The organism is Actinomyces sp. HMT 175, from assembly GCF_016694895.1.
Taxonomy (GTDB): domain Bacteria; phylum Actinomycetota; class Actinomycetes; order Actinomycetales; family Actinomycetaceae; genus Actinomyces; species Actinomyces oris.
On sequence record NZ_CP068012.1, the window covers coordinates 737,739 to 755,078 of the forward strand.

At 69.3% G+C, this 17,340-nt stretch carries 14 protein-coding genes and 1 pseudogene; 8 read left to right on the forward strand and 7 right to left on the reverse strand.

Annotated features, from left to right (window positions below; genetic code table 11):
• Nucleotides 1-107 precede the first annotated feature (107 nt).
• Nucleotides 108-3,944, forward strand: coding sequence for an ABC transporter ATP-binding protein (locus JJJ14_RS03150; RefSeq protein ID WP_201444658.1), 3,837 nt, complete (start codon nt 108-110; stop codon nt 3,942-3,944).
• 109 nt (nt 3,945-4,053) lie between these two features.
• Here JJJ14_RS03150 and JJJ14_RS03155 read toward each other — a convergent pair whose 3' ends face one another.
• Nucleotides 4,054-4,623 (reverse strand): hypothetical protein, encoded by a 570-nt coding sequence (locus JJJ14_RS03155; RefSeq protein WP_201444659.1) that lies wholly within the window; start codon nt 4,621-4,623, stop codon nt 4,054-4,056.
• Nucleotides 4,624-4,838: 215 nt separating this feature from the next.
• Between JJJ14_RS03155 and JJJ14_RS03160 the strand changes: the two genes are divergently transcribed.
• Nucleotides 4,839-5,444, forward strand: a complete 606-nt coding sequence (locus JJJ14_RS03160) for a hypothetical protein (RefSeq protein WP_201444660.1) — start codon at nt 4,839-4,841, stop codon at nt 5,442-5,444.
• Between the two features lie 54 nt (nt 5,445-5,498).
• Here JJJ14_RS03160 and JJJ14_RS03165 read toward each other — a convergent pair whose 3' ends face one another.
• Nucleotides 5,499-6,731, reverse strand: a complete 1,233-nt coding sequence (locus JJJ14_RS03165) for a glutamate--cysteine ligase (RefSeq protein WP_180806246.1) — start codon at nt 6,729-6,731, stop codon at nt 5,499-5,501.
• 79 nt (nt 6,732-6,810) lie between these two features.
• Nucleotides 6,811-8,079, reverse strand: a complete 1,269-nt coding sequence (locus tag JJJ14_RS03170; protein ID WP_201444661.1) for a class I SAM-dependent methyltransferase — start codon at nt 8,077-8,079, stop codon at nt 6,811-6,813.
• Nucleotides 8,080-8,436: 357 nt separating this feature from the next.
• Between JJJ14_RS03170 and JJJ14_RS03175 the strand changes: the two genes are divergently transcribed.
• Nucleotides 8,437-9,087, forward strand: coding sequence for a SanA/YdcF family protein (locus JJJ14_RS03175; protein WP_101559467.1), 651 nt, complete (start codon nt 8,437-8,439; stop codon nt 9,085-9,087).
• Nucleotides 9,088-9,337: 250 nt separating this feature from the next.
• Complete coding sequence (gene groES / locus JJJ14_RS03180; RefSeq protein ID WP_070661353.1) at nt 9,338-9,634, forward strand: co-chaperone GroES; 297 nt, start codon at nt 9,338-9,340, stop codon at nt 9,632-9,634.
• Nucleotides 9,635-9,810: 176 nt separating this feature from the next.
• Here the strand turns inward: groES and JJJ14_RS03185 are convergent, their stop codons facing one another.
• The gene (locus tag JJJ14_RS03185; protein WP_003789399.1) at nt 9,811-10,113 is read right to left on the reverse strand and encodes a WhiB family transcriptional regulator; all 303 of its coding nucleotides are present in this window, start codon (nt 10,111-10,113) and stop codon (nt 9,811-9,813) included.
• A gap of 444 nt (nt 10,114-10,557) precedes the next feature.
• Here JJJ14_RS03185 and guaB point away from each other — a divergent pair, with 444 nt between their 5' ends.
• Complete coding sequence (gene guaB, locus JJJ14_RS03190; RefSeq protein WP_236592898.1) at nt 10,558-12,120, forward strand: IMP dehydrogenase; 1,563 nt, start codon at nt 10,558-10,560, stop codon at nt 12,118-12,120.
• 131 nt (nt 12,121-12,251) lie between these two features.
• Here guaB and JJJ14_RS03195 read toward each other — a convergent pair whose 3' ends face one another.
• A complete protein-coding gene (locus tag JJJ14_RS03195) occupies nt 12,252-13,034 on the reverse strand; it encodes an exonuclease domain-containing protein (protein ID WP_201444663.1) in 783 nt (260 codons plus the stop codon).
• Nucleotides 13,035-13,172: 138 nt separating this feature from the next.
• On the opposite strand from JJJ14_RS03195, the gene JJJ14_RS03200 reads away from it, so the two are divergent.
• The 3 genes from JJJ14_RS03200 (at nt 13,173) to JJJ14_RS03210 (ending at nt 15,725) form a co-directional block, all read left to right on the forward strand.
• A complete protein-coding gene (locus JJJ14_RS03200; protein ID WP_060956634.1) occupies nt 13,173-14,297 on the forward strand; it encodes a GuaB3 family IMP dehydrogenase-related protein in 1,125 nt (374 codons plus the stop codon).
• 166 nt (nt 14,298-14,463) lie between these two features.
• Complete coding sequence (locus JJJ14_RS03205) at nt 14,464-14,730, forward strand: HPr family phosphocarrier protein (protein WP_010614584.1); 267 nt, start codon at nt 14,464-14,466, stop codon at nt 14,728-14,730.
• Between the two features lie 101 nt (nt 14,731-14,831).
• Complete coding sequence (locus JJJ14_RS03210; protein ID WP_201444664.1) at nt 14,832-15,725, forward strand: GRP family sugar transporter; 894 nt, start codon at nt 14,832-14,834, stop codon at nt 15,723-15,725.
• 44 nt (nt 15,726-15,769) lie between these two features.
• Here JJJ14_RS03210 and JJJ14_RS03215 read toward each other — a convergent pair.
• A pseudogene (locus tag JJJ14_RS03215) lies at nt 15,770-16,876 on the reverse strand (IS1634 family transposase); the annotation flags it as partial.
• Nucleotides 16,877-17,105: 229 nt separating this feature from the next.
• Nucleotides 17,106-17,330 (reverse strand): hypothetical protein, encoded by a 225-nt coding sequence (locus JJJ14_RS03220; protein ID WP_201444665.1) that lies wholly within the window; start codon nt 17,328-17,330, stop codon nt 17,106-17,108.
• Between the last annotated feature and the right edge of the window lie 10 nt (nt 17,331-17,340).

Sequence of the window (17,340 nt, forward strand, 5' to 3'; positions counted from 1 at the left end):
TGGTCCGTGCGAGCTGTTGCCCGAGGTTCAGCGGCGAGAGTAAGGTGGACCTCACTAAGTTCTGAAAGCCATTCAGAATTAGGGTCGACGGAAGGTTGGGATACCTGATGAGCACGCGGACACAGTCGTCAGCTCCGGGAGCCTCGCCGCATCCATCGCCCGCGCCGTCGTCGCCGCCCTCAGCCGGTGCAGCAGCGCCTGACGACGCAGCTGAGCCGACCACTCAGGGCAACGCCCAGCGCTCGCGCGAGGGGCAGGCAGCCATCGCCCGCCTCGGCGCCCCCGTGCGCACCCGCCTGCGGATCGGTCAGGTCCTCGTCCTGCTCTCCGCGGTCCTGGCGGTGGCCCCCTACATCGCACTGGTCCAGCTCGGCGATATCCTGCTGCGCGCCCACCGGGCGGGCCTGAGCCCGGATCCTCAGCAGGTGTCAGGCGTGGTCATGGTGCTCGTGAGCGCCTACTCCACCCGCCTGCTGCTGTACTTCCTGGCGCTGCTCATCACCCACCTGGCCGACCTGTCCCTGCGCGACCGCCTGCGCCGCGACATCGTTGCGCGCATCTCCCACGCCCCGCTGTCCTGGTTCACCGCCTCCACCTCCGGGCGCCTGCGCAAGGCCGTTCAGGACGACACGACCCTCGTCCACACCGTCATCGCCCACGGTCCCGTCGAGCGCCTCAACGCCATCGTCACCCCGCTGGCCCTGCTGGGGTGCGCCTTCTGGATCGACTGGCGGCTGGCCCTGCTGGCCGTCTCCGCACTCGTCCTCTACGCGCTCACCTACTCGGTGTCCATGCGCGGCATGAACGAGAAGACCGTGGAGATGGACCGCAAGCTGGCCGCCATCTCCTCGGCCATGGTCGAGTTCGTCTCCGGGATCGGTGTGGTCAAGGCCTTCGGACGCGTGGGACGCGCCCACTCGGCCTACCTCACCGCTGCGGACGAGTTCTCCGCCTTCTACCGCGCTTGGGCGATGCCCTTGGTGACCGTCACCTGCCTGTCCTTCACCTGGGTCTCCATCCCCGTGCTGCTCCTGGTCAACCTCGGCGGTGGGGCGCTGCTCATCCACGCCGGGGCCGTCACCCTGCCCCAGGTCCTGGCCACCACCCTCGTTGCCCTGGTCCTGCCCGCCGCCCTCATCACCATCGCCTCGATCTCCTGGTCCTACCAGCTCGCAGGCGCGGCAGCCCTGCGCCTGTGCGAGGTCCTCGACACCCCCGTCCTGCCCGCCGCCGACCGGCCCGCACAGCCCCGCGCGGAGCGAGTCGAGATCGACCACGTCTCCTTCTCCTACGGGGAGGTCCTCGCCGTCGACGACGCCTGCCTGACCCTGGAACCGGGAACCGTGACCGCGTTGCTGGGCCCCTCCGGCTCGGGCAAGTCGACACTGGCCACCCTCATCGCCCGCTTCGCCGACCCCGACGCCGGAGCCGTCCGCATCGGCGGGGTGGACCTGCGGGACATGGACGAGTCCACCCTGTACTCCACCGTCTCCTTCGTCCTCCAGGACGCCCAGCTGCTTGCCACCACCGTGCGCGAGAACATCGCCCTCGGGCGCCCCGAGGCCGATCTGGCGCAGGTGCGCGCCGCCGCCCGCGTGGCCCGCATCCACGAGGAGATCATGGCGCTGCCACAGGGCTACGACACCGTCCTGGGGCAGGACACGGCACTGTCGGGTGGTCAGGAGCAGCGCATCGCCATCGCCCGCGCCATCCTGCTGAACACCCCCGTCATCGTGCTCGACGAGGCCACCGCCATGGCCGACCCCGAGTCCGAGGCCGAGATCCAGCAGGCACTGAGCGCCCTGGTCAAGGACCGCACCGTCCTGGTCATCGCCCACCGGCCGGCCGCCGTGCGCGGCGCCGACCGCATCGCCGTCATGGACGGCGGACGCATCGTCGCCGCCGGCGCCCACGATGACCTGGCCGATGAGCCCCACTACCGGGCCCTGCTGCGCCAGGCCGGCGAGATCGAAGGTGCCACGGAGGTGGACGGTGACGAGACTGAGACCAGGACGGTTGGCCCCGCCCTCGCCGACGGCGCGGCCGACAGTCCGGACGACGGTGTGGCCGACAGTGCGGCTGACGGCGGTGCCCCGGCAGCAGTGGCCTCCCACATCGATGACCGGGGCGGGCGGACGGGGGCCGCGCGTCCGGAGCCCTCGGCTCCCGGTGGGTCCTCCCAGCCGGCGGACTCCCTGCTGTCCCGCTTCCGCCGACTCATGACCGACTCCTCCTGGAGACAGACCCGGGGGTGCATTGCCCTGGCGGGAGTCAACGGGGTCCTGGTGGGACTGGCGCTGCTGGTGCTGCTGCCCGCCTCAGTGGCTCTGGCAACCGGAGCGCCCCGGTGGGGGCTGTCCTTCGGTGGCTGGCTCGTCGTGCTGGTCGTTCTCGGTCTCGGTGCGGCCGTCTGTGACTTCCATGGGCGGCGCCTGGGCATGTCGGGGGCGCTGGGCTTCATGCACGACGTTCACCACGCAGTGGGCGACCGGATCTCGCGCCTGCCCCTGCGCTGGTTCACCGCCGACTCCGCCGGTACCCTGTCCCGGGCTGTGAGCCAGGAGATGGTGGCCCTGGGGGAGTCCGCCGCCCACTTCATGTACCTGCTCACCTCCACTGCTGCTGCATGCGTGGTCGTCGGGGTCGGCTCCTGGGCCTGGGACTGGCGCCTGGGGCTCCTGCTGACGCTGGCCGCGCCCCTGTTCGCCGGACTCGTGCGCCTCTCGCGCCGTCTGCTGGACCGCGGCAAGTCCATCTCCGAGCCCGCCGAGCGCGAGCTCGCCACCCGCATCGTCGAGATCGCCCGCTGCCAGGGCGCCCTGCGATCCTGTCGGGCAGCCTCCGGCTACAGCCGCCTGACCGCCGCCTTCGACGACGGGGCCCGAGCCTCCAGGCACGCCCTGTGGTGGGAGTCCGCCGGCAACCTCGTCAACGGCGCGCTGAGCCAGATCGTCGTCGTCGCCATGATCGTCCTGACCTCCTCGCTGGCCGCCTCTGGCGCCATGGAGCCGCTGGTGGCCATCGCCGTCATCGGCATGTGCCTGCGTTTCACCACCATGCTCGACGACATCGGAGCAGCCGTCATGGGCGTGGAGGAGCGGCGCCAGATGATGAACCACCTCGACGCCGTCATGGACGCCGAGCTCATGGCCGAGCCGCAGGAGCCCAGCTCGCTGCCCGAGCCGGGCGTCGTCGAGCTCGACGATGTCGTCTTCGGCTACCGCCCCGACGCGCCCGTCCTGACCGCGGTTTCGATGAAGGTGCCGGCACGCACCATGTGCGCGATCGTGGGTCCCTCCGGCAGCGGAAAGACGACTATCGCCCGCCTCGTCGCCCGCTTCTGGGATGTGGACTCGGGAACCGTGCGTGTCGGCGGCACCGACGTGCGCGATATGCCGACCTCCCAGCTCATGGAGCAGCTCTCCATGGTCTTCCAGGACGTCTACCTCTTCGACGACACCCTGGCCGCCAATATCCGCATCGGCAACCCCGCGGCCGACGACGCCCAGGTGCGCTGGGCCGCGGACCTCGCCGGCGTCACGGAGATCGTCGACCGCCTGCCCCATGGCTGGGACACGCGCGTGGGAGAGGGCGGGCGGGCCCTGTCCGGTGGGGAGCGCCAGCGCGTCTCCATTGCCCGTGCCCTGCTCAAACGAGCCCCGATCGTCCTGCTCGATGAGGCCACCAGCGCACTGGACGCCGAGAACGAGGCCAATATCGTCGCCGCGATGCAGGAGCTGCGCCGCACCTCGACCCTCATCGTCATCGCCCACAAGCTTGAGACGATCGCCGCCGCCGACCAGGTCGTCGTCCTCGACGACGCCGGGCACGTCGCCCAGCGGGGGCACCACGACGAGCTCGTAGCCGTTGAGGGGCCCTACCGCAGCTTCTGGGAGCAGCGCACCCGGGCACGTGGTTGGGCCCTCGTATCAAGTCAGGAGTGATCGCCCCGGAGAACAGCGATTACGGGAGAGTACTCGGGCCCGTGCTCGCTCGGAATCGGAACAGGGTGCGGGCCCGGATATCAGGCTGACTTCTCAGTTATGGGCTGAGTCAGCGGTTCAGAGGATCCATGGCGTTGATCTGTTCGATGATCCGCTCCGCACGGGCCTGAGTGCGCTTACGGAAGAGCCCCTGGGTGACGGCGCCCGGTAGCACCACCTGCTTCTCATCCAGAGCGACGCTGATCTTGCACACGGTGATCGCCCAGCTGCCGTAGATATGGGCGGTGTGGAGCCAGATGCGGTCATGGGCCTGCTGCCAGCTCAGCGTCTTTGTCCGTCCGATGAATGGGTGAAGCTCGAGTCCTGCAGAGCTGACGATGGTGCGGGAACGCGCGTTGCCGGCCGCTACTCCAAGAAGAAGCAGCCCGATGACGATGATGGCGGCACTGACCGCGCCGATCTGTGCGAGGGTTCCTCGCTGAATCGCCACTGTCACCAGGAAGGCGGCGAAGCCGATCAGGGCGGTGCCGATCAGGCCCACGAGGGCGCTGCACGTCATCATGAACCAACCCGGGCGCACGGTCAGGGGCTCGCTGCCTCCTGCGAGGGGCTGTGACGAGACGCCGATTCCGCTGGTGCGCAGAGTCTCAGGGGAGGACTGAGAGGGGAATGAGGTCATGGGCGCGAATGTAGGATGTTCATTATTTAAACGCAATGTTTCGGAGTATTGCGGTGGCAACAATTCAACGGCGTGGCAAGTACGCGGCGCGGGTGGAGCGGAAAATGCTCCGATATCCCCTCAGTATTTCGCTCCTTATTCTGCTGTGGCGCCAGTGCGTGTTATTCTCTCGTGCATTTTCCATTTTTCGTCCCGTGGGAAGATAAGGAGAATTCGTGTCCACATCTTCTGTTGCAGCGCACGCCGACCCCTCCGCCCGGGTCCTCTCCGCCTCCTCGGCGGTCCTTCGAGGAAAGCTCGGCGCTCTGGTCATGTTCGTGGTCGTCGGGATCGTGAGCGCGTGCCTGTGGGTGGGGTATCCGGTGGACTTCCTGTCGCAGTACCGCAGGCTGCCCGTGATTGCGATCGTGGGCGTGGTCGCCTGCGCCGTCGGACTGCCGCTGAGCCTGGTGGACCTGTGGCGATACCTGTCCGGACCTAAGCCGACCCTGGTCATCGACTCCGCGGGCGTGCACGACCGTATGGGGCGAGACTCGGTGGGTCTCATCTGGTGGGAGGAGATTGAGGGCTTCGGTGCGCGCACCCTCAATGGCTGGTTCAAGGTCGGCAACAACGACTGTGTCCTGGTCCACCTGCGTGCGCCGCAGGCGACTCTGGCGCGCCTGCGCCCCACGCTGCCTCCGCGGGTGGTGCGCAGGCTGGAGAGGAGCTTCTCCCACGGTCACACGACGATCCCGCTTCCCGCCCTGCTGGGGATTCCCGTCACCAGCATGACCAGCCTCCTGCGTGAGGAGATGCGGAAGCGCACAGGGCGCTCCTGAGCCGCAGCCGGGGCCCCGACGCCACCGGCCACAGGTAGGTCGCCGGCGCTCGGCTCAGGACTTGGCCGCCAGCGAGAGCACCTCGGTGGGACGCAGGGGCCTGCCCGCCCGGGCCTCGGCCAGCAGCAACCTGACGGCCGCCTCCCGCTGCCCTCCGTAGGCCCTGACGGCGGCGATCTGACGCTGGTAGGAGGCCCCCGTCTCCAACGTGGTGCGCACGGAGTCCAGTTCGGCGGCGCAACCGAGATCCTCGGCGACGGGAGCGAGCTCGGTGAGCATCCGCTCAACCGTGTCTCCCACCAGCTCCTCCTCACCGGCGGAGTTGACGATGAGGATCGCGTCCATGCCGTAGCGGGCTGAGCGCCACTTGTTCTCGGCGACGTACCAGTCCGGCAGCGCATCGAGCTCCTCACCCCGGTCCAGGGTGCGGGAGAAGGACTCCACGAGGCACTGGGTCAGTGCCGCCATGCCGGCCAGCTCGGTCAGGTTCGTGGCGGCGTCGCAGGCCCGCACCTCGATGGTTCCCAGGCGCGGCGAGGGGCGCACGTCCCAACGGATCTCGGTGAAGTCCTCGATGACGCCGGTGTGGACCAGGTCCCCGGTGTAGCTCTCCAGCTGCTCCCAGGTGCTGAACTGCTCGGGGGCGCCGGCGGTGGGCAGCTGCTGGAACATCATGGCGCGGTTGTCCGCGTAGCCAGTGTCCGCCCCCGCCCAGAAGGGCGAGGAGGCGCTCAGGCACTGCAGGTGGGCGGTACGCGTGAGCAGGGCCTTGAGGATCGGCAGGACCTTGCTCCGGTCCTCGACGCCGACGTGCACGTGCGTGCCGAAGATGAGCATCTGGTGGCCCCACAGCCGGGTGCGGTCCACCAGGCGCGCGTAGCGCTCGGCATTGGTCACCTTCTGCACCAGCGGGTCGGCGAAGGGGTGGGTCCCGGCCGAGGCCAGGTCCACGCGCAGCGGGTCGGTGACGGAAAGAACGCGGTCGAAGGCGAAGGCGATGTCCTCCATGCACTCGGCCACGGTCCTGCGCGCCCCGGAGACCAGCTCGATGGTGTTGAGCATCATCTCGCCGTGCACGTGCGGGTCCGGGCCCACCTTCTGGAGGATCTCCTCGGCGCACTGACGCAGGTCGAGGCTGTCTCGGTCGATGAGGGCCAGCTCCCACTCCACCCCCAACGTGGAGCGGGCCGATCCGGCGAAGTCAAGGGACTGGGGGCGGCGGGCCGGCGGCAGTTGAGCGTCGGCGGACGCGGCGTTCGGGCTCGTCGTGTCAGTCGTGTTCTGCATGTCCTGGCCTCCTCGGGTTCCCCGGTTCCCTCGCGGGTGCTGACCGGGGGTCTGTCGTCGCGGGAATAATGGGGGTCTGTTATGTCGATGAGTGAGCTGATGAGGTGCCGGTGATCGGTTCGACGACGAGGACGGCGCCCTTCGCCTTGTCTCCCAACCGGGTCAGGATCCAGGTCTCCGATTCTTGGCCGCTGAGCCTCAGCGAGGCGCGCAGGGCGTCGGGGGAGACGTCGACTCCGCGCTTGAGGATCTCCAGGCGCCCGATGCCCAGCTCGCGCCCACGGGAGCGCAGGGTCTTGAGCCGTAGCGGCAGGACCTCGGTGAGTCGGAAGGAGCGTACGAAGGGGGCAGTCGCCTCATCGGGCAGGCGCTCGCCCGTGAGGTAGCCGATCCGGGGTCCCACTGGCCTGGCGTCCAGGGTCTCGCACAGGTGGGCGATGAGTCCGGCGCGCACGGCGGCGCCGTCGGGAACGTGGATGATGCTGCCCAGTTCCTCGGGCGAGTTGATCGGATCGACCTGGACCGGCGGCTGCGAGGGGTCGGAGGTGCTCGGATCAACCAGTGTGCAGGCGGTTGCGTTCTGCGCTCCTGAGCGCAGGATCAGTGCGGAGCGCCCGGGGCCCTCCGGCGCCAGCGGTCCGCACCAGATGGCCGCTTCGACGACGTCGCCGTCCACGCTCACCCACTGGGTGTGGGCGTCCGATGGCAGCGCGGCGTGGTCGATGCCGGGGGCGACCTTGACGCCCAGGGCGGGCACGGTCTCGCGCAGTGCGAGCACCTGCGACAGGGCCGGGGACCACTGCTCCGGATCGGTGATGCGACGTCCCTCGGCGCGGCGTGCGGGGTCGGCGAAGACGGCGTCCACCCCTCGCTCGACCAGGTCGATCTCCAGGGCGTCGGCGCACTCGACGCTCGCGTGGGGGAAGGGCATGAGGTTGATGGTGGCCAGGGCGGCTGCGGCCTCATCTCGGTCCACGGCGAGTACCGGCAGGTCGAGCCCGGCCAGGGCGACGGCGTCGCCCCCGATCCCGCAACCCAGGTCCGCGACCTTCGTCACGCCCGCGGCCGCGTAACGGGCCGCATGGTGGGCCGAGACCGTCAGGCGGGTGGCCTGCTCCAGGCCGTCGGCGGTGAAGAGCATCTGCTGGGCGAAGGGGCCGAACTTCGCCGTGGCCCGCTCGCGCAGGCGCTGCTGCGTCAGCGCGGCCGCCACCAGGGCGGGGGAGTGTCCCTCCTCGCGCAGAGAACGACCCAGGGACAGGGCCTCGGAGGGGTCGTAGGGGGGCAGGGAGGACAGAAGCTCCCAGCCCTCGGGGGTCAGCAGGAGCGCGACGTGGTTCTCAGCCATCACCCCCGATCATTCCATGCAGAACCTGCCAGTGGGCGTGATGTTCACTGGGTGGAGCGGGAAGGGGCCCACGCAGGGAGGTCGGGAGAGGGGCTGAGAAGGCCCTGGGGCCCTGCCTGGCAGGCGGTGAGTAGGGTTGTGTGCCGAGGCGCCGCGCACCGGCGGGGCCGAAAAGGCGCTGGACGGGAAGACGGGTGGGGACTGATGACTGAGGGGGAACCCCGGGGCGGTGCCAGTCAGGGTGCCGGTGCCGTTGCGGGGTGCGAGGACGACGGCGTGAGCACAGCCCGGCGGCCTGACGTTGCGGGGCGCCCCAGGGCGCTTCTGCGGTCGCTGGTGCGGATCTCTGCGGCAGTTATGGGGGTCATGGCCCTCCTGGCGGCCGGGGCCAGTATCTGGGCGTGGACGATCAGCGCCGGGCACATCGAGATCGCCGGTAAAGGCCGCGGCGACGGCGAGGCTGCCAAGGCGCCGGTGGCGATCGTCCTGGGGGCGGCCGTCGACGCCGACGGACAGCCCTCGCCCTGGCTGGCTCACCGCCTTGACACCGCCGCCGAGCTCTACACCAGCGGTCGCGTCGAGGCGATCCTGGTCTCCGGGGACAACCGGCGCGCCGGCTACGACGAGCCCACTGTCATGCGCAGGTACCTCCTCTCCCAGGGGATTCCCGACCAGGCGATCGCCGTGGACTACGCGGGCTTCGACACCTACGACACCTGCGTGCGGGCACGCAGGATCTTCGGGATTGAACGGGCCCTGCTCGTGACCCAGGACTTCCATGAGCCGCGCGCGGTCGCTATCTGCCGTGCGGTCGGCGTCGACGTCGAGGGCGTCGGCGACTCGCGGGCCCGCAGTGACCGCATCGGGTGGGCGGTCGGCTGGGCGCGCGAGCGAGCGGCGGCGATCAAGGCCGTCGCCGATGTCGTCTCCCGACGCGACCCGACCCTGGGACGTCAGGAGACGAGCGTCAAGGAGGCTGTCGCCTGGACCCGGGAGCGCCGGCGCTGACGAGGGCTGACGCCCACGGCGAAACCGCCGCCACGCTTTGGCACTCGCGTTGACTGAGTGCTAACGCCGACGTAGATTCTCCGTCAGGCGCAGCGGAGTGCTCTCCCGGTCCTGGGACGCAGGGCGGGCACCTTCTGCGACTCGCACTCCTGCATCGTGCCGGACCGACCCCCGCGACGGCGGCCGGGCACGCCTGGGGAGGGCGAACAAGCCGTTCTACTGCACGTTGAAGAGAAGGAGGAGGTCTCCAATGTCGATCTCCATCAAGCCGCTCGAGGACCGTATCGTCGTCCAGACCGCTGAGGCCGAGCAGACCACCGCATCCGGCCTGGTCATCCCCGACACCGCCAAGGAGAAGCCCCAGGAGGGCAAGGTCGTGGCCGTGGGCCCGGGCCGCGTCGATGACTCCGGCAACCGCGTGCCCGTCGACGTCGCCGAGGGCGACGTCGTCATCTACTCCAAGTACGGGGGCACCGAGGTCAGCTACGCCGGTGAGGACTACCTCATCCTGTCGGCGCGCGACGTCCTGGCGGTCGTCACCAAGTGAGCCGTTGAGGTCGTGTGCGCCGCCCGGCGCCACGGCATGGTGAAGGGGGAGGCACCTTGGGTGCCTCCCCCTTCACCATGTGCACGCAGTGCCTGCTTCATTGAAGCACTGCGTCTGGATGATTGTCGTGAGTTGGGAATGTCCGTGCTGTCGATTCCCTGATGCAGGGCGGAGCGTTAGGCCGGTTCGTCGGCGAAACGGCGTGCCTGTCGCTCGTAGTAAGCGCGCCGCTCCTCCTCGCTCATGCCTCCCCAGACGCCGTAGGGCTCGCGGGTGCTCAGGGCGTGGTCCCGGCACTCGTCCAGGACGGGGCAGTCCTGACAAATGGCCTTTGCTCGTTCGTCCCGCCGTCGACGGGAACCGCCTCTCTCTCCTTCGGGGTGGAAGAAAACCGAGGAGTCCATGCCGAGGCAGGCCCCCCGGTACTGCCACTCCCAGAGGGTGGAGATCGGGCCGGGCAGACGCGATGAGTCGTGCATTGCCTCCCTCCCCTCCTTTGGATATGGCGGTCGAGCACATCGAATGTGATGCGCTATATCTAACGATAAGATCGCGCGGTGCGTTAATCAAGAAGAATCATTCTATCTCACAACGAAACTTTCTCCAGATTTGCTGGATGTTGGCGTTCTAGGTGTCTGAAAACGTGCGCCAGAATGTGGCGCTCGAATAGCAGAAACGTTTTGTGAATGATGTATGTCTGAGGAGCATCTTTTTTCTGAAACGTTCCGCATTCATTGTTGCTTTATTCCTGGGACGCCTGTCACCTCGGTACGGTGGTCGCGCCGTCGGGCCGGCTGCCGTGTCGGGCGTCGGGTCGAGTGCTCCGCTCTGCCCTCGGGGCGCGTCGGTGCCGGACGGCTCGATGGGGACGGCCGTGTGGGGTGCCGGTGGGGCAGCGGGCGGACAGGCCGGTGCCGGCGGATATGCACAGGGTGGTCAGGACGTCCTACGATGGCCCCGTGAGCGACTCGATCACCAGCCCTGACGTCTTTGCCCCCACTGGACTCACTTACGACGACGTTCTCCTGCTGCCCAGGCTGACCGACGTCATCCCCTCCGAGGTCGATACGACCTCCAGACTGACCCCGAGGATCAACCTGGCCACCCCGCTGCTCTCGGCCGCGATGGACACGGTCACCGAGTCGGACATGGCTATTGCCATGGCTCGTCAAGGTGGTATCGGCATCCTCCACCGCAACCTGTCCATCGAGGACCAGGCCCAGCAGGTGCGACGCGTCAAGCGCTCGGAGTCCGGGATGGTCACCGACCCGGTGACCGTCGGACCGGATGCCACCATCGCCCAGCTCGACGAGCTCTGCGGCCACTACAAGGTCTCCGGCCTGCCGGTCGTCGACGCGGGAGGCAACCTTCAGGGGATCATCACCAACCGCGACCTGCGCTTCGTCCCCCCGGAGCGCTGGGCGAGCCTGACCGTGCGCGAGTGCATGACACCGCGTGATCGCCTCATCACCGGTGAGACCGGCATCTCGCGGGAGGACGCCAAGGCGCTCCTGGCCGAGCATCGCATCGAGAAGCTGCCCCTGGTCGATGCCGAGGGACGCCTCACCGGTCTCATCACCGTCAAGGATTTCGTCAAGACCGAGCAGTACCCCCACGCCACCAAGGACGCCGAGGGGCGCCTCGTGGTGGGTGCTGCCGTCGGCTACTGGGGAGACACGTGGGAGCGCGCTGGGGCCCTGGCCGAGGCCGGCGTGGACGTCCTCATCGTCGACACCGCCAACGGCGGCGCCAAGCTGGCGCTGGAGATGATCTCCCGCCTCAAGTCTGATTCCGCCTTTGGTGGTATCGAGGTCATCGGCGGCAACGTCGCCACCCGGGAGGGCGCCCAGGCGCTCATCGACGCCGGGGCCGACGCCGTCAAGGTCGGGGTGGGGCCGGGTTCCATCTGCACCACGCGCGTCGTCGCCGGCGTGGGGGTGCCCCAGGTGACGGCCATCTACGAGGCGGCCCGCGCCTGCAAGCCCGCCGGGGTGCCCCTCATCGCCGACGGCGGCCTGCAGTACTCCGGTGACATCGCCAAGGCCCTCGTGGCCGGGGCGGAGACGGTCATGCTCGGCTCTCTGCTGGCGGGCTGCACGGAGTCTCCCGGCGACCTTGTCTTCGTCAACGGCAAGCAGTGGAAGCGCTACCGCGGCATGGGCTCACTGGGCGCCATGAGCTCGCGCGGGCGCACCTCCTACTCCAAGGACCGCTACTTCCAGGCCGACGTCTCCTCGGACTCCAAGATCGTCCCCGAGGGCATTGAGGGGCAGGTCCCCTACTCCGGAGCGCTGGGCGACGTCGTCTACCAGCTCATGGGCGGGCTGCACCAGTCCATGTTCTACGTGGGCGCACGTACGATCCCCGAGCTCAAGGAGCGCGGGCAGTTCGTGCGGATCACGAGCGCCGGTCTCAAGGAGTCCCACCCCCACGACGTCAAGATGACCGTCGAGGCCCCCAACTACACCGGCCGCGACGGGGTCTGAAACGTCGGAGTCCAGCTGACCAGACAGGCTCAGCAGAACGTTGCCGCGCAGGGAGCCGGCCGGAGTGATCCGGCCGGCTCCCTGTGTATGGGCGTGCCTGCCGTTTGTGCGGCAGGGGTGCTTGGAGGGGCTCAGTGCGTGGGGGAGTCCGGCAGCGGCCAGGCGGTCTGGGCCGGGGTCCGCGAGGGGTTCTTGCGCGCCAGCCACTCGTTGAAGGACTCCGCCCAGGTGCGGTGGGCGCGGGCCTGGTAGGCCACGAGCTCATCGGGGCTGAGCTCTGAGAGCTGCGGGTGGGCCGCGGCCAGGGCCTCGAGCACATCGAGTGTGGCGGCCACGTCCACCTCCGCGGTGTGCAGGGCCTCATCGACGTGCACGCCGTAGACCTCGCAGAGGTCGCCCAGGCGGCGTTTGCCGCGGCGGTAGCGGTCCACGGCCCGGTCCAGGACCAGCGGGTCGGCGATGGGCCCCAGCTCTCGGCCAAGGCGAGAGCGCATCGTGGGCAGCCCGTGGCGAGCGAGCTCGGCCTCCATGAGTGTGAGGTCGTAGGAGGCGTTGAAGGCGACGACCGGGGTGCCGGCCGCCATCGCCTCCACCAGGTGCTCACTGACCTCTGCCAGCACCTCGGTCACCGGCCGCCCCTCGGCGCGGGCCCGCTCGGTGGTCACGCCGTGGACCGCGGCGGCGGCCTCGGGGATCTCCACGCCGGGGTCTGCGAGCCACGTGGTCACCGACTGCGGCCGGACGCCGTCGGCCCGAGGAGCCGCCCGCCAGACGAGCGCCGCCGTGACCAGACGGTCGCCGGAAGGGTCCACTCCGGTGGTCTCAGTGTCGAAGCCGAGCAGGGGGCCGAAGGGCCAGGCGGAGGGAACGGGGGTGGCGGCGTCGGACATGGAGGAGGAGTGCGGGGTGCTCATGGGGCCAGCATGCCACCGGGCTGCGACATCAATGCGCCGGTGCCAGTGCGCCTCGGCCTGTGTCCGGTGCCCCCGTGCGCGTGGCCGCCCCGCCGGTCGCTCCGGTGGATACCGGACCGGCCCCACTAGGATCGGGCCATGAGCACAGAGGTCGAGATCGGACGCTCCAAGCGTGCCCTGCGCGCCTACTCCTTCGACGACATCGCCCTGGTGCCGGCGCGTCGCACCCGGGACACCTCCGAGGTGCGCGTGGGCTGGCAGATCGACGCCTACCACGTGGACCTGCCGGTCATGGCCTCCCCCATGGACTCGGTGATGAGCCCCGAGACCGCCATCCTGGTGGGACGTCTGGGCGGGATCGGCGTGCTGGACCTGGAGGGGTTGTGGACCCGCTACGAGGACCCCACCGAGGCGCTCGAGCGCATCCGCCGGGCGGATCCGTCCCGGGCCACCAGCGTCCTGCAGGAGGTCTACCGCGCCCCGGTCAGGCCCGAGCTCATCACTGAGCGGCTCACCCAGATCCGTGCCTCCGGCGTCGTCGTCGCCGGGCGACTCAGCCCCGCCCAGACACAGCGTCACTGGCGCACCGTGGTCGAGGCGGGTGTGGACCTCATGGTCATCCGCGGCTCCTTCGTGTCGGCCGAGCACGTCTCCGGATCCGTCGAGCCCCTCAACCTCAAGCGCTTCATCTACGAGCTCGACGTGCCCGTGGTGGTCGGCGGGGTGACCACCTACACCGCCGCCCTCCACCTCATGCGCACCGGCGCGGCCGGAGTCCTCGTGGGGCAGGGTGGCGGCGCCTCCTCCTCCGTGCGCCAGGTCCTGGGGCTGCACATGCCCATGGCCACCGCCGTGGCCGACGTCGCCGGGGCCCGGCGCGACTACCTCGACGAGTCCGGGGGCCGCTACGTCCATGTCATTGCCGACGGCTCGGTGGGCAACTCCGGCGACGTCGTCAAGGCCATCGCCTGCGGCGCGGACGCCGTCATGCTCGGGGCCGCCCTGGCCCGGGCCGAGGAGGCTCCCGGCGGCGGTTACCACTGGGGCGCCGAGGCCCGCCATGAGCGCCTGCCGCGGGGCTTCCGCAGCCACGTGGGCACGGTCGGCACCATGGCCGAGATCCTCAACGGCCCCTCCGACCGCGCTGACGGCACGCTCAACCTCATGGGCGCCCTGCGCCGCACCCTGGCCACCACCGGCTATGCGGACGTCAAGGAGCTCCAGCGGGTCGAGGTCGTCCTGGCGCCATACACCGGTTCTTGAGGAGGCCTCCTCGACGAACCGTGATTTTGAAGGGAGGAACAGTGCAACAGAGCCGTGATCTCGGGTAGTCTCGGCCGGGACAGCAGCCGCTGCGCTGCTCAGATCGGTGTGGGGGCATGATCCGCTTCCCACACTGTTAGCCCCCACATGTCACAAGGAGCTTCACATGGCCCAGGTCACCGCCACCATCGCTTCCAAGGTCGGTCTGCACGCCCGTCCTGCTGCCACCTTCGTCAAGGCCGTCGCCGAGAAGGGCGTCCCGGTCACCATCGCCAAGGAGGGCGGCGCTGCGGTTGACGCCTCCTCCATCCTCGGTGTGATGACCCTGGGCGCCGGCTTCGGCGACGTCGTCACCCTGGCCTCCGATGCCGACGGCGCCGAGGCGGCCCTCGAGGACCTCAAGGCCCTCCTGGAGACCGACCTGGACGCCTGAGAACAGGCCCAGCCGGACGGGGCGCGCTCCACTGCGGGGCGCGCCCCGTCCGCGTTGAGACGCAGACAAGTACCCGTGTCGAAGAGCGTTGCGGACCCGCCATGAGCATTGCCATCGCCCTCGTGCCCTCCCTGCTGTTCGGGGCACTGTCCCTTCTTCTCGGAGCCTTCCCCACCGACATCCGCCGCCAGAACACCGCGGTCATGGTGGGAGCGGGAGCCGTCTCGCTCGGATGCGCCGCCATGCTCGGCTCGCCCTGGTCCCTGAGCGCCACCGTGTGGGGCGTGGCCTGCGGACTCATGTGGACCGGTGGGCAGGTCTTCGTCCTGTGGGCCTTCCGCGCCTGGGGCGTCAGTCGCACCATGCCTCTGACCACCGCCCTCCAGCTCCTGCTCAACGCCACCCTGGGCGTGAGCCTCTTCGGTGAGTGGCGCGCTCCCGGGGCCCTGATCCTGGGGATGGTGGCGCTCGCGCTCATCATGCTCGGCGCCGCCGCCTGCTCCTGGCAGGAGCGCACCGGCCCCGGTCCCACTCCCGCGCAGCGACGTGCCGGTCTGCTGGCCACTGCCGCCTCAGCCGTCCTCTACGGCTCCTACCCCTCGCTGCTGCGCGCCGTCGAGGTACCCCCGGCCCACGCCGTCGGACCCATGGGGCTGGGACTGCTGGCTGGTGCCGGACTGTGCGCCCTTATCCAGCCGCGGCGCGCGCCCCTACGAGGCCCGAGGATCGTTCCGGCCGCGCTCGCCGGGGGCCTGTGGGCGGTCGGTAACGCCCTCATGCTGCGCTCGACGGCGGCCGTTGGGGTGGCCTCCGGCTTCACCCTCTCCCAGCTCGGCTTCGTCCTGGCCACCCTCGGTGGACTGACCATCCTGGGGGAGGAGCGCACCGGGCGGGAACGCACGGCGGTGGCCGCCGGCGTCGCGGCAGCCGTCGTCGGTCTGGTCCTCATGGGCCTGGCGACCAGCATGGACACCGGCGCGTCCCCCTCACAGTAGCCGGTGCTCTGGAGGCGGATCTTCTGACCTGAGTTGCACAGTTTTTAGTGCCCTGTTGGGATGCTCAGGGCGGTGAGGATTTCTTCGGCTTCGGGGGTCAGGGGGTCGGCGGCGGTGAGGTGGTGGCCGTTGAGGTTGATGCTGATCCCGGTGGTGTCCTGGAGGTGTCGGGCGATGGCCAGGGCGGCCATGACCACGGTCAGGTGCGCCTCGATGGCATCGCGGGTGTGGTGGAAGACGGGGCGGGCTCTCAGGTCGTGCTTGCTCATCGGCGAAGGACTGCCCGGGCGTGCCACAGCTCGTGATTCGAGGAGACGACCTCACCGGCGCCCATCAGGCGGGACGGAACGAAAGGTGGCGTAGCCTTTGAGTCCCACCAGGGAACGGGCCCTGGCGATGGAGGCCTCGTCCAGGGTGGTGTCACCGGCGTGGGTGGTGACAAAACGTGTGCCCTTGGGGCGCTTCTCGCCGGCGACGGATGGCCCGGGCGCGGTTGGCCTGGGTGGTCAGGGTCTGGTTGTCCCTGGCGGCGCGCTTCTTGGAGTAGGACCAGATGGCCCTCCATGAGCCTGGGTGGGTGTGCGGGTCCCAGACGGGCTCAGCCCTGACAGCCTTGTCCCGCTCGCTCCTGGAGCCCCGCTTGGGGGTGATGGTGTCGATGACCTGGCCGTCGGTGAAGGCGTCACCTTCCCAGTGGAAGTGGGCCTCCAGGTCGCCTGGGGCCCGGGTGGTGCGGGCCCCGACAATGAACCGCAGCCTTGCCTCATGCAGAGACTTGAGGTTGGCCGCTGAGAGCATGCTGGCGTCGGCGACGATGATGAGGTCCTCGATGCCGTGGGCGGCCTGGAAGGCCTCCACGACGGGGATGATCGTGGTGGTCTCGGCCTTGTTTCCCTCCCAGCAGCCGACCTGGAGGGGGAAACCACGGCGGTCGACCAGCAGGCCGACGATGATCTGGGGGTCGACCCTCCGCTCTTTGGAGTAGCCGACCCGCCGCAGGTCGTCCTCACGCTCGGCCTCGAAGTAGAGGGGGTGACGTCGTACAGGCACAGGGCAAGGCCCCCACTGGCGGTGACGTGCTCGAACAAGGCCCCAGAGATCGCCTGGCGGTAGCCCCGCTCGACGCAGCGGCCCAGGGACGCGTACAAGGTGTTGCGGTGAGCCGGGAACGACCACCCCACCCCCACAATCCCAACGAAAAACCCCACTCTGAAACACAAACCACCCCAACCCGTGCAACTCAGGTCTGAAGCCCGTGCGCGGCCACGCCGACGGCGTCGTCGCAGCGCGGGGCTGCGGCGACGCCGTCGATCGGAGGGTAGGTGACGGGCGGGAGGCCTTCACCGGTGCGGGCCCAGTGCAGCCTGGCCAGTCTCCGCCTTACTCGCCCCCGGAGGGATTCGGCTTGATCCACCACCACAGGCCCATGCCCGCGGCGATGGCCAACAGACCCAGACCTGACCACAGGTTGGCGTTGATGCCGCCGGTCTTGCTCATCTCCTCGGCGCTGTTGAACAGGACCGAGCACACCACCAGGTAGAGGCCGATGAGCCCCAGAGCCCCGGTGATGACCGCCCGGATGTCCGTGAGTGAACGATTGCTCATGAGTGTTCTC

Coding starts and splice junctions, on each gene's coding strand:
- JJJ14_RS03200 (WP_060956634.1), top strand. CDS start 13,173: ATGAGCACAGAGGTCGAGATCGGACGCTCCAAGCGTGCCCTGCGCGCC.
- JJJ14_RS03175 (WP_101559467.1), top strand. CDS start 8,437: ATGGGGGTCATGGCCCTCCTGGCGGCCGGGGCCAGTATCTGGGCGTGG.
- groES (WP_070661353.1), top strand. CDS start 9,338: ATGTCGATCTCCATCAAGCCGCTCGAGGACCGTATCGTCGTCCAGACC.
- JJJ14_RS03195 (WP_201444663.1), bottom strand. CDS start 13,034: ATGAGCACCCCGCACTCCTCCTCCATGTCCGACGCCGCCACCCCCGTT.
- JJJ14_RS03210 (WP_201444664.1), top strand. CDS start 14,832: ATGAGCATTGCCATCGCCCTCGTGCCCTCCCTGCTGTTCGGGGCACTG.
- JJJ14_RS03155 (WP_201444659.1), bottom strand. CDS start 4,623: ATGACCTCATTCCCCTCTCAGTCCTCCCCTGAGACTCTGCGCACCAGC.
- JJJ14_RS03170 (WP_201444661.1), bottom strand. CDS start 8,079: ATGGCTGAGAACCACGTCGCGCTCCTGCTGACCCCCGAGGGCTGGGAG.
- guaB (WP_236592898.1), top strand. CDS start 10,558: ATGCACAGGGTGGTCAGGACGTCCTACGATGGCCCCGTGAGCGACTCG.
- JJJ14_RS03185 (WP_003789399.1), bottom strand. CDS start 10,113: ATGCACGACTCATCGCGTCTGCCCGGCCCGATCTCCACCCTCTGGGAG.
- JJJ14_RS03165 (WP_180806246.1), bottom strand. CDS start 6,731: ATGCAGAACACGACTGACACGACGAGCCCGAACGCCGCGTCCGCCGAC.
- JJJ14_RS03150 (WP_201444658.1), top strand. CDS start 108: ATGAGCACGCGGACACAGTCGTCAGCTCCGGGAGCCTCGCCGCATCCA.
- JJJ14_RS03220 (WP_201444665.1), bottom strand. CDS start 17,330: ATGAGCAATCGTTCACTCACGGACATCCGGGCGGTCATCACCGGGGCT.
- JJJ14_RS03205 (WP_010614584.1), top strand. CDS start 14,464: ATGGCCCAGGTCACCGCCACCATCGCTTCCAAGGTCGGTCTGCACGCC.